Below are 14,767 nucleotides of genomic sequence, written 5' to 3' on the forward strand. Positions count from 1 at the left end.
GGGCACCTGCGCGAGATCACTGTCGCCGACGTCACGGCCGCGCTGTCACCCCTGCGCGGATGGCAGCGTCGCAATGCCATCGCCGCACTTCGCTCACTGTTCCGCTTCGCCAAGAAGCGCGGCCTGATCTTCGCCAACCCCACCACCGTGCCCGACTGTCTCATGGACCGTTTTCAAGAATCTTGATCACCGAGAGCGAATGAGCATCCTGCCAATTCAGCAGTGACGAACCCACCGCACTTTCGAGCCGGCCTGCCGAAGACGCCGTGGGTTCCCGGTCAAAGTCCCTCAGTCACGCTGAACCCACGGCCGTCGCATCGGTAAGAATCGTGTCACCAGCCGCAAACGGTGATGGCCCCCAGCACACTGGGTCGGCGCGGCCCGCCAGCCGTTTACTGCTGTGGGGCACTCACCAAGCTCCGGGCAGGTAGGCGGACCGGATACGCAGCTGCCAGCCGTGCGCGACACGAGCGAGGGCCGCGAGCGTGACGGCCCCCACAGGCAGCAGGCTCCTGACGGACGGGTCGGCGCCAGCACTCTCGCGGTGCGCGACGAGTCGTTCAGCAAGGGCCCGCTCGAATGCGGACTGGTCGTCGTCGAGCAGGACGCGCAGGAGCCGCTGGTCCGGTGTCAGCATCCCGGCCGTATCGAGCTGCTCGGCCGTACGCGCCCGCTCGGCGGCGTCCGGCTTGGCCAGCGGCACCGGGCCGGGGAGTGCGCCGGGGTAGCGCCCCTGCACGACTGTCAGGTAGCCGCACAGCGCGTCCATCTCGGCGAGGTCGGCCGGGTCGGACACCGACTCCCGCTTCGAGTACGGAACGCCGGCACGGATGGCGGGTGCATAGTCCTCGCGCAGCAGGGGGCCAATCACCCGATTCCGCTCCCATATGAGTCCGCTGATCACTGACCACGCGAACGCGTCGGTCCACCTCCGCGCCGTGGTCGCGGGGTGGATCGGCTCCCACTCCTCCTCGTAGTGAAGCTCCTCGCTGCTGAGCGTCTCCCCCACGAGCGGGAGGGGGACCTCGAAGTCACCGTCGGGGAAGCAGCCGAGGCTCAGCACGCCCAAGGAGCACTCCGCAGCCGTGATCAGGACGGCGCGCGAGTCGGGCGTACGGTCGAGGTCATCGGAGTCGGCCGCGGTGCGCGCCGCGATGTGGTCGGCTAGCTCCTCACCGAGCTCCCTGAGCCCGCGCCGCAGTGGCACGTCGCCATAGTGCATGTCGTGCCACCGGCCGTGGGCCCGACTCCATATGCCCTCCAGTGCCTGTCCGATCCGCTGCTCTGCGACTGCGTGACGTGTCACTTCCTTGATCGTCATGCCGGCCATCCTGGCAGTGACCACCGACAGCGCGGTCCCACGAGACAGGCCAGCGGCGGTTCGCTTCTCTGATACGTGCTTGGAGCCGGGCAAGGTGACTTCCCCGGTCGTTGACTCCCCTGGTCACAAGCGTGCGGCCGCCAGTCGGCGGCCTGCGGAAGATCATCGCCGTTTGCGGCTGGTGACAGCCTTCATACCGGCGCCCCATCACGACAGGTGGCTCCAGTGGCACGCCGCTTCCTCCGCAACAAGCAGCACCCTCCCGACACAACCCCGCCGCACCGGCGCCACCCGGCTGGCCTTGTTGCAGTCCGTCCCTCTGAGCGCCGTGGAGGGGTGACCGGTCGTCCAGAGGGAGTGCCACGGCCACGCTGCCGCTCCCTGTGTGGCTCCCCAAGAGAGCCACGCAGGGAGCCACCGCACACGACATCCAGCGGACGCGGGCGGACGCCCACGAACCAACAGGGCGCGGCGCCCCGGCACCTCGGAGCCTGGCAGCAGGGGCTCCCTGAGGGCACTCTTACCTCCGCCTTAAAGCGGCCCTAAGGATCGTCATCTCCCCCTCTCCACCGGCTTTTTCGCGGTTCCGGGCGGCTAGCTTGCTGGGCAACCCCCCACGCCTCACCCTCGTGAAGGAGCTGTCCCCCCATGACTTCTCGCCGTACGGCCGCGGCCGTCACCGCAACCGCGCTGCTGGGCCTGTCCGGGCTCGCGTCCGGGCCCGCGTTCGCGCACGGGTCGATGACGGATCCGGTGAGCCGGGTCTCGGCCTGTTACGCGGAGGGGCCCGAGGCTCCGCGGTCGGCGGCCTGTCAGGCCGCGGTGGCGGCGAGCGGGGCTCAGGCGTTCTACGACTGGAACGCGGTGAACATCGCGAACGCCGCCGGGAAGCACCGGGAGCTGATCCCGGACGGCAAGTTGTGCAGCGCGGGCAACGACAAGTACCGCGGGCTCGACCTGGCGCGGGCCGACTGGCCGGCGAGCGCCCTGGACTCCGGTGCGCACACCTTCCGTTACAAGGGGACCGCCCCGCACCGGGGCTCGTTCGAGCTGTACGTGACGAAGGACGGGTACGACCCGTCGAAGCCGCTGGCGTGGTCGGACCTGGAGGAGAAGCCGTTCGCGACGGTGACCGACCCGCGGATGGAGAACGGCGACTACGTCTTCGAGGGGACGGTGCCGGCGAAGTCCGGCCGTCACCTGATCTACTCGATCTGGCAGCGCTCCGACTCCCCCGAGGCGTTCTACACGTGCTCGGACGTGGTGTTCGGGAAGGACAGCGGCGGTACGGCTCCGGCGCCGACCGCTTCCGCGCCGAGCGAGGAGCAGATCGAGGACGGGAAGGACGAGTCCTCCGTCGAGCACGGCGGGCACGGGGACGCCGACCCGTCGACCGGGGCGGGAGAGACGGCGGCCGCCGCTCCCGAGCCCACCCGGTCGGCCGAGGCGACGGCCACCCAGACGGCCACCGAGGCCGCCACCGAGGCCGCCGACGCGACCGCCGACGCGACCGAGCCCTCTGCGGAGACGCCCAACGCGCCTGCTCCCGCCGCCGGTTCCGACGCCGGCTCCGGCGAGGTCCTCGCCGAGACCGGGGGCGACGCCACCACCCCGTACCTCGCGGTCGGTGGCGCCGCCGTGCTCGCGCTCGGCGCGGCCGTGCTCTTCGGGACGACCCGGCGGCGCCGGACCCAGCGTTAGGCGCCGGGCGCCGGTCGGGTCAGATGCCGCAGCCTGAGGCGGACCAGAAGCGACCGGCGCGGTGGTCGAGGTGGGTGTGGTCGCTGTGGCCGGGATAGCCGGGGCCGAGGATGCCGTTGAAGCCGTGGTTGCGGGCCTGCTGGGCGAGGCGGCACAGCGAGTGGGGTCCGGAGCCGAGGTCGGCCGCGTCACCGTACAGATGACGGCTCGACGAGGCTCCGCCCACCGCGTCGTTGCAGGCGTGGCTGCGGAATCCGCTGGTGACGCGGATGGACTGGTCACCGAGTGCGTGGCGGAGGGCCTCCAGCTTCCACATGGTGCGCAGCGCGTTGGACTTGGCGGTGGCGGCGCTCACCGCGCCGCCCGCCCAGGTGGTGTTGCAGTTGTTCAGCTCGGCGTAGGAGAAGTGGACCGGTGTGCAGTCGTCGTCCTGAAGGCTGTAGATCTTGCTGAAGGTCGCGGGGCCCGCGACACCGTCGGCGGCCAGTCCGTAGGCGGCCTGGAAGCGTTTGACGGCCGCGGCGGTGCCGGGGCCGTAGGCCCCGTCGATCGCTAGGACGGCGCCGTAGCCGGGGTAGCCGGCCACCCGGATCTGCAGTTGCGTCACATCGGAGCCGGAGGCTCCCTCGGAGAGGGTGCGCGACCAGGTGTAGCAGCCGTCCGCGTGGGCGGTACCGGCGGTCGCCACCACTCCGCCCACCACGGAAGCCATGAGCATGACAATCGATAGGAGAAGGCGGACGGGCTTGGAACGTGCGGTACGTCGGGGCATCGAGCCTCCATTGCCTCACAAGACCGGGGGTGGCCCGTGACGTCGGGCCACCCCCGAGACTGGCCGCCGCGTCGACGCGCGTCAACCACGCACGACGAGCGTCATTTGTCGGCCCAATGGCGGAAGCCCTAGCCGATCACCGACAGGCAGGTGGTCGGGGTCGCGTGCGCCGGGTCGAGGGCGTTGGCCACCTCGTGGAAGGCGACCCGGTCCACCGTGCCGATCGCCACGTGCTCGGAGAGGTCGAGCGCGCACTTGTCCTGGATGAGGACGTTGGTGACGTTCGGGCCGGACAGGAACTGCGAGCGGTACGGGGTGACCACCTCGTCGTACTGGGTCGCGATGACGTGGTAGCGGACCCCGGGGACCGTGTCGCCGCCCTCGTTGAGCTTCGTGATGAACGGCGAGCCGGCGATCTGGTCGGCGAGGCCCGGGGTCGCGGAGCTGATCAGGTCCTCGGCCCCGGGGAAGTACGGCAGGAGCTTGGTGAGGCCGAGGAGGGTGGTGCCGTGGTTGTCGGGGGCGATCCCGACGAGCGCGTTCACCTTCGCGGCCCCGCCGAGGAACTTGAGGTACCAGCGGGGCATCATGCCGCCCTGCGAGTGTCCGACGAGGTCCGCCTCGGGGGCGCCGGTCGCGGCGAGGACCCGGTCGACGTACGCGTCGAGCTGCTCGGCGGACTTCGCGATGGGGCCGAGGCCGTGGAAGAAGGGCACGTTCGGCAGCCGGCCGTAGTCGAGCGAGAAGACGCAGTATCCGCGGTTGACCAGGTACGGCGCGAGGACGAGCCAGTTGTCGACGGAGTTCCCGAAGGTGCCGTGGACGAGGACGACCGGGCGCGGATGCGCGGCGGAGGGCTTGCAGGAGAAGTCGTTCCAGCCACGACTGGAGGTGGCGGTCTCCGTCTGGGCCGAGGCGGTGGCGGTGGGGGCGAGCGTGGCGGCGGCGGTCAGCAGCAGGACGGACAGCGCTCTGACGGCGTGTTTCCAGGACTTCCGGGGCAGCATCGGGCGATCTCCTTGCGGCTCAAGGGGAAGGTGGGGGTGCTGTGCCCTGCGGTCCGGACCACAAGTGGGGATGCGCTTCAGCCAAGCTACGCACGGGTAGCCTTGGCTGGGAAGTTACGCGTCGGTAAAAAGTGATGTGCCGTCAAGACCGGGGCGGCCGGGCGAGATCAGGCCGCCAGTGAGCCCGGCAGCACCGCCCTCGGCCCGAACTTCGCCCGCGCCCGGTCCGCCACCGCCTCGATCCGCCGCGCCTTCTCGTCCGACGGGTCCAGGGACAGCTGGTGCGCGGCCCCCTCGGCGCCCGTCAGGCCCTCGGCGCGCAGCGCGATGCCGCGCACCCGGGCCCGCTGGAGGCCGAGGGAGTCGTGGAGCGCGTACGCGAGGGAGGCGAGCGCCGCCGAGTGGGCGGTCGGCTCGGGCAGCGTACGGCTCCGGGTCGTCGTGCTCCGGTCCGCGTACCGCACGGTGAGCGCGAGCGAGCGGCAGACCTGTCCCTCCGTCCGGAGCCGGGCGCCGAGTTCGGCGGCGAGCGAGAGGAGGGCCCTGCGGTGCTCCGTCCGGTCGATCTCGTCGTGCGGGAAGGAGCGTTCGGCCGCGGCCGACCGGGAGACCGCGTTCGGGACGACGGGGGTCCGGTCGATGCCTCGCGCCCGTTCCCACAGCTCGCGGCCGGTCTTCGCGCCGACGAGCCGCTGGAGCACGCCGAGCGGCGCGTCGGCGACCCGGCCGACGGAGTCGAGTCCGTAGCCGCAGAGGGTACGGGCGGTGGTGCGGCCGACGCCGTCGAGCGCGACGACCGGCCGGTCGCGCAGGAAGGCGGCCGGGTCCTCGACGACGAGGGTGACGCCGGGCCGGGCCTCGCGGGCCGCCATCCGGGCCAGCATGGGGTTGGGCCCGGCGCCGATGACGCAGTCGACGCCGTACAGGGCGAGCGCCCTGACCCGGATCACCGAGGCGAGCTCGGCGGGGCTCCGGTCGAAGTAGCGCAGCGCGCCGCGCACGTCGGCGAGCACCTCGGAGGGCGGGGCCACCTCGACCGTCGGGGTGAACTCGCCGAGGAGTTCGACCAGTCGGGGAAGCAGGGCTTCCCCCGTCGGTTCGAGGCGGAAGCGTACACAGAGGATCATCCCGCGCTCCCCGGACTGCTGTGCCAGAGCTTCCTGGGCGGCTGCGTCGCGCCTTCACCGGCCGGCTTGAGGTCGGCCCAGGGGTTCATCTCGTAGCCGGTGGGCATCGCGATGCGGCGGCCGGAGTCGCCGTCCCCTCCGGTCGGTACGGGCTCCGCGAGCCGCGCCCCCACCGCCTCCAGGCCGCCGGACGCCCGTAGTTCGACCAGTTCGGCGAGGTTCCAGACGGCCGAGCCGACCACGCTGAGGCTGCGCGGGCCGCGCCGCTGCACGACGCCCCGGACGAGGAGCAGCCAGGAGTGGAAGACGGTGTGGGCGCAGCGCTCGTGGGCGTCGTCGAAGAAGGCGAGGTCGACCAGGCCCGTGCCGTCGTCGAGCGTGCTGAAGATGACCCGTTTCCCGGAGCGGATCGGCGGGGTCTGGGTGGCGGCCTTGGCGCCCGCGACCAGGACGGTCCGGCCGTGGGGGGTGTCGCGCAGCCGCTGGGCGGAGACGACGCCGAGTTCGCGGAGGAAGGCGTGGTGGTCGTCCATGAGGTGGCGGGAGGCGTCCATGCCGAGGATGCCGAGCTCGGCGCTGAGGCGTTCCGTGTCGTCGAGGTCGGGCAGCCCGACGGGGGCGGTCTTCCCGCCCTGGGCGAGCGGGAGTTGGCCGCCGTGGGAGGCGGCGCCCCGGTGGACGCGCCGGAGTTCGGTCAGATGGAGCAGCAGGTCGCGGCGGTTGGCGCCGAAGGCGTCCAACGCGCCGACCTGGGCGAGCCGTTCGGCGACGTGGGTGCGCGGGCGGGCCCGCTCCCAGAAGTCGAGCAGGGAGGCGTAGGGCTGTCCGTCCTCGATGCGGGCGCTCTCGTTCTCGCCGATGCCGTGGACGTCGGCGAGGCCGAGCCGGAGCCCCCACACCACCGGTCGATCGGACACCAGTTCGATACGGTGAGCGACCGCCGAGCGGTTCACGTCCAGCGGCAGCACCGGCACCCCGCGCCGCCGCGCGTCCGCGAGCAGCAGCCGCTTGGGGTACATGCCGGGGTCGTGGGTGAGCAGCCCCGCGTAGAAGGCCGCCGGGTGGTGCGCCTTGAGCCAGGCCGACTGGTACGTCGGTACGGCGAAGGCCACCGCGTGCGCCTTGCAGAAGCCGTACGAGCCGAAGGCCTCCACGATCTCCCAGGTGCGGGCGACGACCTCGGTGTCGTACCCGCGCGCCGAGGCCTGTTGCGCGAACCAGGCCTTGATCCGCCCCTGCGACCCGGGGTCCGAGAGCCCGCGCCGCACCTGGTCGGCCTCGTCGCGGCGGCAGCCGGTCATGATCCGGACGATCTCGATGATCTGCTCGTGGAAGACGACCACGCCGTACGTCTCCTTCAGCGGCCCCTCCAGGTCGGGGTGCGGGTAGCGGACGGGGGCGCGGCCGTGCCGGGCCTCGATGAAGGGACGGACCATGTCGGCGGCGACCGGCCCGGGCCGGAAGAGCGAGATGTCGACGACGAGGTCGTGGAAGGTCGCGGGCTGGAGCCGGCCGACGAGGTCGCGCTGGCCCGGGGACTCGATCTGGAAGCAGCCGAGGGTCTCGGTGGAGCGGATGAGCCGGTACGTCTCGGGGTCGCCCTCCGGGATCGCGTCGATGTCCGGCCGGGTGCCGGTGGCGCGCTCGACCTCGGTGACGGCGTGGGCCATCGCGGACTGCATGCGCACGCCGAGGACGTCGAGCTTGAGCAGCCCGAGGTCCTCCACGTCCTCCTTGTCGAACTGGGACATGGGGAATCCCTCGCCGCTGGTGGGCACCACGGGGGTGCGGGTGAGCAGCGAGGCGTCCGAGAGCAGGACCCCGCAGGGGTGCATGGCGATGCCTCGCGGGAGGGCGTCGAGGGCCTCGACCAGCTCCCAGAGCCGGCCGTACTTGCCCCGCTCCCCCGCGAGTTCGCGCAGCTCGGGCAGTTCGTCGAGGGCGGCGAGCGCGTCCCGGGCGCGGATGTGCGGGAAGGCCTTGGCGATCCGGTCGGTCTCGGCCGGGTCGAGGGAGAGGGCCGCGCCGACGTCCCGTACCGCGTGGCGGACCCGGTAGGTCTCGGGCATGGAGACGGTGGCGACGCGTGCGGCGCCGAAGCGGCCGATGATCGCCCGGTACACCTCCAGGCGGCGGGCGGACTCCACGTCGATGTCGATGTCGGGCAGGGCGGTGCGGCGCTTGGACAGGAAGCGTTCCATCAGGAGGCCGTGTTCGACCGGGTCGGCGTGGGCGATGCCGAGGAGGTGGTTGACGAGGGAGCCGGCGCCGGAGCCGCGGGCGGCGACCCGGATCCCCATGTCCCGGACGTCGTCGACGACTTGAGCGACCGTCAGGAAGTAGGTGGCGAATCCGTGGTGGGCGATGACGTCCAGCTCGCGGTGCATGCGGTCCCAGTAGGCGCGACGCCTCTCGTACCCCTTGAGGATCATGCCGGCGGCGGCCCGGGAGGCGAGGACGCGCTGGGCGGTGCGGTGTTCGGCGCCGACGAGGTACGGCTCCGGGAAGTGCGCGGAGCCGATGCCGAGGTCGTCCTCGGGGTCGACCAGGCAGTCGGCGGCGACCGCCGCGGTCCGGTCGAGCAGCCGGTGGGCGGCGTCCCGGCGGAAGCCGGCGGCCTCGACGATCAGCTCGGCGGCGGCCGGCATGCCGTCGGGCCCTTCGGCGCCCTTGAGCCAGGCCTCTCCGCTGTCGAGCTCCTTGCGGGGGTCGATCGGGACGAGGCGACGGGCGGAGTCGAGGACGTCGGCGACGGGCCCCTGGCCGGGGTCGGCGTAGCGGACGGCGTTGGTGAGGACGGGCAGGACGCCCTGCTCGGCGGCGAAGCCGACGGTGCGGGCGGCGAGCCGCAGGGATCCGGAGCCGGTGCCGGTACGGCCGTGGTGGACGGCCTCCAGGCGCAGCGCGTCGCCGTACCGCTCGCGCCAGGGGGCGAGCAGCCGGGCGGCCCGGTCGGGGCGGCCCGCGGCGAGGGCGCGGCCGACGTCGGACGCGGGGCCGAGCAGCACGGTCAGGCCCTCGTCGTGCCCGGCGGTCCAGGGCAGCAGGGGCTGCCCGCCCGTACCACCCGTCCCGGACGTACCACCCGTCCCGCCCCCGGCGTGGGCGGCGGTGATCATGGCGCAGAGGGAGGCCCAGCCGGCGCGGGAGCGGGCGAGGAAGAGGGCGCGCGGCGCGGACTCGTCGACGAAGGCGCCGCCCCGCACGGGCACCCGGCGGGCGGAGCCCTGGCTCGCGTCGTTCGCCGGCTCCGGCACCTCGTAGGCGAGGTCCACGCCGAACAGGGGGCGGACGCCCTCCTTCGCGCACGCCTTCGCGAAGCGGACCGCGCCGGAGAGGGTGTCGCGGTCGGTCAGGGCGAGCGCGTCCATGCCCCGCTCGGCGGCGCGCTTCGCCAGCCGTTCGGGGTGCGAGGCCCCGTAGCGCAGGGAGTAGCCCGACGCGGTGTGCAGGTGCGTGAATCCCGGCATGGCGCACCTCCCGCACTCCCGCATCGAATTCGTACGTACGTTCCCACCCCCTCGCTCCCACCCTAACTCATTTCGAACGTGCGTACGATAACCGGTGCACAGGGCACCCCACCCCTGCCCAGGTCAGCCATTCGGCCCCCTCCCACCTGCGGAAACACCCGCCTCCCCCGAGCCTGGGGGGCATGAGCCTCGTCGATGAACTGAAAAGCGCCGTCACCCCCCGAGCCGCCCTGCTCGTCGTCGGCGTCTTCGCCCTCCAGCTGCTGTTCATCACCTCGTACGTCGGCGCCCTGCACCACCCGAAGCCGACGGACGTGCCCTTCGGCGTCGTCGCGCCCCCAGCGGTCTCCACCCGGCTCGTCGGGCAGCTGGACAAGCTCCCCGGCGCGCCGCTCGATCCCCGGGCCGTCACCGACGAGGCCGAGGCGCGGAACCAGATCCTGAACCGGGACATCGACGGGGCCCTCCTCGTCGACCCGACCGGCCGCACCGACACCCTGCTCGTCGCCTCCGGCGGCGGCACCGTGCTCTCCTCCGCCCTGGAGTCGATCCTCACCACGGTGGAGGCGACCCAGCAGCGCACCGTGCGCACGGTCGACGTGGCCCCCGCGTCGCCGGAGGACTTCGACGGACTCTCCGCCTTCTACCTCGTCGTCGGCTGGTGCGTCGGCGGCTACATCTGCGCCGCGATCCTGGCGATCAGCGCGGGCTCCCGGCCCGCGAACCGCGAGCGCGCGATCATCCGCCTCGGCGTCCTGGCGCTCTACGCGGCCCTCGGCGGCCTCGGCGGCGCGATCATCGTCGGACCGATCCTGGGCGCCCTGCCCGGCAGCATCGCGGCCCTGTGGGGCCTGGGCACCCTGGTCGTCTTCGCCGTCGGCGCCGCGACGCTCGCCCTGCAGTCGGTCTTCGGGATCGTCGGCATCGGCCTGGCGATCCTCCTCATCGTGGTCGCGGGCAACCCGAGCGCGGGCGGCGCCTTCCCGCTGCCGATGCTGCCCCCGTTCTGGAAGGCGATCGGCCCGGCCCTGCCGCCGGGCGCCGGCACCTGGGCGGCGCGCTCGATCGCGTACTTCAAGGGCAACGACATGACCGCCTCGATGCTGGTCCTCTCGGCCTGGGCGGTCGTCGGTGCCGCCGTCACCCTGGTGATGTCCTCGCTGAAGCGCAAGCCCGGATCGGAGCCGATCGCGGAGGAGCTGAGCGAGGTCCGCCCGTAAGGTGACGTGAGGAAGGCCCCCGCCACGGCGGGGGCCTTCCTCACGTCAGGACCTACTCGCCGCAGTACGCCCGGGTCATGACGCCGACGGACTCGGCGATCTCGGTGATGCGCCGTTCAGCTCGTCGCGGCGGATGACTCCGGCGGCCCTCGGACCGGCCATCGAGTGGGTGACGTGCTCGCAGGCGAAGAGGTTCTTGACGGCCTCGCCCTCGAAGAGACCGCGCCCGGTCTCCTCGACGGCGAGCTTCGCCAGGTCGCCGTGCGCGGGCAGCGCGGGAGCGCGGCCTTCTTCACGATGTGGTCGACCTGCTCCTGGTCGAAGGTCTCGAACCGGTCGAGCGCCGCGAGGCCGCCCTCGGCGAGCTTGTGAAGACTTTCACAAGAATTTCGCCACTACGCTCCCGGGCCATGGGAAAACGAGTGCGCACCGACGACGGCCGCCTCCTGGTGGCCGAGGAATGGGGAAACCCCTCGGGGGCCCCCGTACTGCTGCTTCACGGGACGCCCGGCACCCGCCTCGGCACGGCGCTGCCCGGAACCGCCGACCGGCACCCCGGCGTCCGCTTCCTCTCCTACGACCGCCCCGGGTACGGGGACTCCGACCGCAGCCCCGGCCGCCTGGTCGCCGACGCCGCCCGGGACGCGGCCGCCGTCGCCGACGCCTTCGGCGTGGACCGCTTCGCCGTCGTCGGCCGGTCCGGCGGCGGCCCGCACGCGCTCGCCTGCGCCGCCCTGGTGCCCGACCGGGTTCGGGCGGCCGCCGTCCTGGTGGGGCTCGCTCCCCCGGACGCGGCCGGCCTCGACTGGTTCGCCGGCATGACCCCGTTCAACGTCGACGAGTACGGCCGGGCCCGCGCCCACCTGGACGGCCGGGACCCCGGCGGCCTCGACCGGGACCTCGCGACCCGCGCCGCCTCGATCCGGCGGGACCCGGCCCGGCTGATCGAGGACCTGCGCGCGGAGCTCTCCCCGCACGACCTGCCGGTCGTCGAGGATCCGCGGGTGCGCACGGTGCTGCTGCGCACCTATCGCGAGGCGCTGCGCGTCTCCCATCACGGCTGGCTGGACGACTGCCTGGCCTTCGTCCGCCCGTGGGGCTTCGACGTCGCCGCGGTCACCGTGCCCGTCCTGCTGTGGCACGGCCTCGACGACGCCTTCTCCCCCGTCGCGCACACCCGCTGGCTGGCCGGGCAGATCCCGGGGGCCGAGCTCGTCCTCGTACCGGACGCCGGTCACTTCGCCGCCCAGTACGCGCTGCCCGAGGCCCTCGCGTGGTGCGAGGGGGCGGACGGTCAGGGGGCCGGGCGCTGATACGCGCTCGACCGTGCGCCCTTGAGCGCGTCCAGGATCCGCTCGTGGCTGTCGCCCACGGTGTCGACCACCCGGACCCTGAGGTACAGGGCCTCGACCCGGTCGACGAAACGCTGGGAGAACGCCCCCAGCATCGTCGTCTCGTAGCTTCCCGTGCCCACGAGCGGGAAGTTGCCCATCATGACCAGCTGGAAGTCCTCCCCGGCGGTGAGCCCGGCCGCGGTCAGCACCGCCGCCGCGCCCTGGACGTCCGCCCACGGCGCGGCGGCGGACTCGGGCTCGCCCCGGAGGACGACCAGGCACTCGTACTCCTCCACCATGACCGTGTGCGAGCCGCCGTTGAGCAGGCCGACCTGCCACTCGGGCACGCCGCCCCGCAGACTCCCGGTGGACCAGTCCGACCGCCAGCCGAGGAACGGGCGCACGGTACGGGCGTACTGGGCCCGGGCGAGGACCGCGCCGGCCGCCACCGCGAGGAGGCTGCCCAGCGGCTCCATGTCGAGCACCTGAAGCCGCCAGGGCCACTCGGCCCGCGCCTCCGCCGACATGTTGGCCCGGACGACCTCCCAGCCCAGCACCAGCGTCAGCAGCACGAGGAGCACGATCGGCGCCGTGAAGAGCAACGGGCTGCGACGCACCCGTCGTTGGGCATCGGAGACGGGTATCGGCCCACCGTTCCTGGCGACGCTCACGTACGATTCCCCCCATGGTTCGTGGAAGGCACCCGGCCGGAGTGCGGCCGGGTGCCTCGACTGTGACCATGGTGCTCCGCACGGGCCCGCGAAGGCCAGAGGGCGCCTAGAAGACGCTGACGCCGTACGCGCTCAGCGCCTCCGTCACCGGCTGGAAGAAGGTCGTGCCGCCCGAGGAGCAGTTGCCGCTGCCGCCCGAGGTGAGGCCGATGGCCCGGCTGCCGGAGTAGAGCGGGCCGCCGGAGTCACCCGGCTCGGCGCAGACGTTCGTGCGGATCATGCCGTAGACGATGTCCCCGCCGCCGTAGTTCACGGAGGCGTTGAGGCCGGTCACCGAGCCGCTGTGGGTGCCGGTGGTGGAGCCCCGGCGGGTGACCGACATGCCGACCGTCGCATTGGCGGCGCTGGTGATGTCCACGCTGCCGACCGTGCCGGACTTGGTGACCGAGGAGTTGGTGTAGCGGACGATGCCGTAGTCGTTGGTCGGGAAGCTCGACCCGGCGGTGGAGCCGAGGACGGTCGACCGCGAGGAGTTGGAGTACCAGGTGCCCGCGCCGTCGGTGCAGTGACCGGCGGTGAGGAAGTAGTAGGCGCCCGAGCTGTCCCGGACGTTGAAGCCCAGGGAGCAGCGCCAGCCGGCGTCGGCGTAGGTCGCGTCGCCGCCGGAGATCAGTTTGGTGAACTTTCCGGGGGTCCGCTCGACCCGGATCGCGCCCGCGTCGGCGCCGGCCTGCCGCTTGATCTTCGCGATCTCGGCGGCGGAGACCGTGGAGTCGGCGGTGACGACGACCGCGCCGGTGGCGGTGTCGACGTGCCAGGCGGTGCCGGCCACGTCGGCGGCGAGCACGGCGTCGCTCGCCGCCGCGAGCCGCTCGGCGCCGAAGGTCTGCGTGGAGCCGGCACTCGCGGTGGGGACGGCGAGCGCCGCGACGGCGGCGAGTCCGGCGGCGACGGCGAGCATCCGGACGGTTCTGGTGGGGATGGTTCTCGTGGGGGTGGTGCGCGTGGTCCTCACTTCTCGTTCCTCCAGAGGGGAATCGGGGGCCCGCCGTGGGGTGCCGGGCCCGTGAGGCGCGGCACGAGGCCTGCGCTGTGGGGGAGTCTCGGGCCGTACGACTTCAGGCCGCAAGGGCGCGTTTCGGCCGTACGTTCCCCTCAACGCGCCTTTGCCGTAAGGAAGTTCGGGTACGCATCTCCGGACATCCCGCACCGGACATCCCTATCCGGACGACCCGCTCCTCACGACCCGCCGCACGCACGGGCGCCCCCGGCCGTCATGGCCGGGGGCGCCCGTCTTCCCGGAATCAGAAGGGGGTCACGAGGGGTTCAGCCGCCGCTCCCCCGCCGGGACCGCGGTGTCGAGCGTGTTGCCCGGCGGCGGGAACGGGCAGATGAAGTGGTCGGCGAAGGCGCACGGCGGCAGCAGCGCCCGGTTGAAGTCCACCGTCACCGAGCCGTCCGCCGCCGGGGCCTCGGGTCGCAGGAACCGGAAGCGGTAGCTGTCCCGGCCGCTGGTGGCGTCCGCGAAGACCGCCCACAGCGAGCCGTCGTCCTCGACGGCCACCTGGAGGGTGTGCTCGCCGCCGTGCAGCTCGAAGGCCAGCTCCCCGGCGAGCCCGAGGCCGCGCTCCCGTCCGTCGGCGTTCTCGACCCGCACGCTGCGCGTCTCCTCGTACGGGCTGAAGACGCCGCGCACGGCCCAGCGCTCGTCGTACGGGGTGGCCTCGATGCCCGCGAAGGCGCGGCGGGCCGCCGAGCCGGGGTCGAAGTCCCGTACGGCCCAGAGCCCTTCGCGCCGCAGGACCACGAGCCGCCGGCCGGCCGACTCGACCCGGGACTCGTGGATCGGGGCGTGGTCGGCGGTGAGCCGTACGGTGCCGGCGAAGGGCTTCCCGTCGACGGTGATCGCGTCCTCGGCGTCCGCCGTCAGGACCACCTCGTCGCCGTCCTCCCGCCACTCGCCGGGAACGGCCGGAATTCGACCCTCCGGGTGATCCGAGAGCCAGTGCGTGCCCGTGAGGGAGAGCGGGCCGTACGAGGAGGCGACCGCGGCCTCACGGTGCTCGTGCCAGTGCTGCCAGTCCTGCAGGGGATCCGTACTCATGGTGTTCCACCTTTCCATACGGGCTCGGGAAGCCCGTGGC

12 protein-coding genes are annotated in these 14,767 nt (G+C 72.8%); 4 read left to right on the forward strand and 8 right to left on the reverse strand.

Going from position 1 to position 14,767, the window contains the following annotated elements; genetic code table 11:
• Positions 1 to 409 precede the first annotated feature (409 nt).
• Positions 410 to 1,321 carry an immunity 49 family protein gene (locus tag ACFWWU_RS32285; RefSeq protein ID WP_384150971.1) on the reverse strand — a complete coding sequence of 304 codons (912 nt, stop codon included), beginning with the start codon at positions 1,319 to 1,321 and terminating at the stop codon, positions 410 to 412.
• Between the two features lie 648 nt (positions 1,322 to 1,969).
• Between ACFWWU_RS32285 and ACFWWU_RS32290 the strand changes: the two genes are divergently transcribed.
• The gene (locus tag ACFWWU_RS32290; RefSeq protein WP_384150974.1) at positions 1,970 to 3,022 is read left to right on the forward strand and encodes a lytic polysaccharide monooxygenase; all 1,053 of its coding nucleotides are present in this window, start codon (positions 1,970 to 1,972) and stop codon (positions 3,020 to 3,022) included.
• A gap of 19 nt (positions 3,023 to 3,041) precedes the next feature.
• Here the strand turns inward: ACFWWU_RS32290 and ACFWWU_RS32295 are convergent, their stop codons facing one another.
• The 4 genes from ACFWWU_RS32295 to ACFWWU_RS32310 all read right to left on the reverse strand — a co-directional run bounded on the left by ACFWWU_RS32295 (position 3,042) and on the right by ACFWWU_RS32310 (position 9,398).
• Positions 3,042 to 3,794 carry a D-Ala-D-Ala carboxypeptidase family metallohydrolase gene (locus ACFWWU_RS32295; protein ID WP_384150977.1) on the reverse strand — a complete coding sequence of 251 codons (753 nt, stop codon included), beginning with the start codon at positions 3,792 to 3,794 and terminating at the stop codon, positions 3,042 to 3,044.
• A 128-nt stretch (positions 3,795 to 3,922) separates the two neighbouring features.
• Positions 3,923 to 4,801: an esterase/lipase family protein gene (locus ACFWWU_RS32300; protein WP_384150980.1), complete on the reverse strand. Its 879-nt coding sequence runs from the start codon at positions 4,799 to 4,801 to the stop codon at positions 3,923 to 3,925.
• Positions 4,802 to 4,968: 167 nt separating this feature from the next.
• Positions 4,969 to 5,928, reverse strand: a complete 960-nt coding sequence (locus ACFWWU_RS32305; RefSeq protein WP_384150983.1) for a hypothetical protein — start codon at positions 5,926 to 5,928, stop codon at positions 4,969 to 4,971.
• Positions 5,925 to 9,398, reverse strand: a complete 3,474-nt coding sequence (locus ACFWWU_RS32310; RefSeq protein WP_384150985.1) for a DNA polymerase III subunit alpha — start codon at positions 9,396 to 9,398, stop codon at positions 5,925 to 5,927. Before ACFWWU_RS32310 ends, ACFWWU_RS32305 begins: the two co-directional genes overlap by 4 nt.
• A gap of 182 nt (positions 9,399 to 9,580) precedes the next feature.
• Here ACFWWU_RS32310 and ACFWWU_RS32315 point away from each other — a divergent pair, with 182 nt between their 5' ends.
• The 3 genes from ACFWWU_RS32315 to ACFWWU_RS32325 all read left to right on the forward strand — a co-directional run bounded on the left by ACFWWU_RS32315 (position 9,581) and on the right by ACFWWU_RS32325 (position 11,931).
• Positions 9,581 to 10,618 (forward strand): DUF3533 domain-containing protein, encoded by a 1,038-nt coding sequence (locus tag ACFWWU_RS32315; protein WP_384150988.1) that lies wholly within the window; start codon positions 9,581 to 9,583, stop codon positions 10,616 to 10,618.
• 174 nt (positions 10,619 to 10,792) lie between these two features.
• Positions 10,793 to 10,990: a hypothetical protein gene (locus ACFWWU_RS32320; RefSeq protein ID WP_384150991.1), complete on the forward strand. Its 198-nt coding sequence runs from the start codon at positions 10,793 to 10,795 to the stop codon at positions 10,988 to 10,990.
• A gap of 38 nt (positions 10,991 to 11,028) precedes the next feature.
• The gene (locus ACFWWU_RS32325) at positions 11,029 to 11,931 is read left to right on the forward strand and encodes an alpha/beta fold hydrolase (RefSeq protein WP_384150994.1); all 903 of its coding nucleotides are present in this window, start codon (positions 11,029 to 11,031) and stop codon (positions 11,929 to 11,931) included.
• Here the strand turns inward: ACFWWU_RS32325 and ACFWWU_RS32330 are convergent.
• The 3 genes from ACFWWU_RS32330 to ACFWWU_RS32340 form a co-directional block, all read right to left on the reverse strand.
• On the reverse strand, positions 11,913 to 12,623 hold the full coding sequence (locus tag ACFWWU_RS32330; protein WP_384150997.1) for a hypothetical protein: 711 nt from the start codon (positions 12,621 to 12,623) through the stop codon (positions 11,913 to 11,915). The two genes, ACFWWU_RS32325 and ACFWWU_RS32330, sit on opposite strands and share 19 nt — an antisense overlap.
• 106 nt (positions 12,624 to 12,729) lie before the next feature.
• Entirely contained in the window at positions 12,730 to 13,638 is a 909-nt protein-coding gene (locus tag ACFWWU_RS32335; protein WP_384151000.1) for a S1 family peptidase, read from the reverse strand.
• A 300-nt stretch (positions 13,639 to 13,938) separates the two neighbouring features.
• Positions 13,939 to 14,727 carry a DUF1684 domain-containing protein gene (locus ACFWWU_RS32340; protein ID WP_384151003.1) on the reverse strand — a complete coding sequence of 263 codons (789 nt, stop codon included), beginning with the start codon at positions 14,725 to 14,727 and terminating at the stop codon, positions 13,939 to 13,941.
• Positions 14,728 to 14,767 lie beyond the last annotated feature (40 nt).

This window comes from Streptomyces sp. NPDC058650 (assembly GCF_042717315.1).
GTDB lineage: Bacteria > Actinomycetota > Actinomycetes > Streptomycetales > Streptomycetaceae > Streptomyces.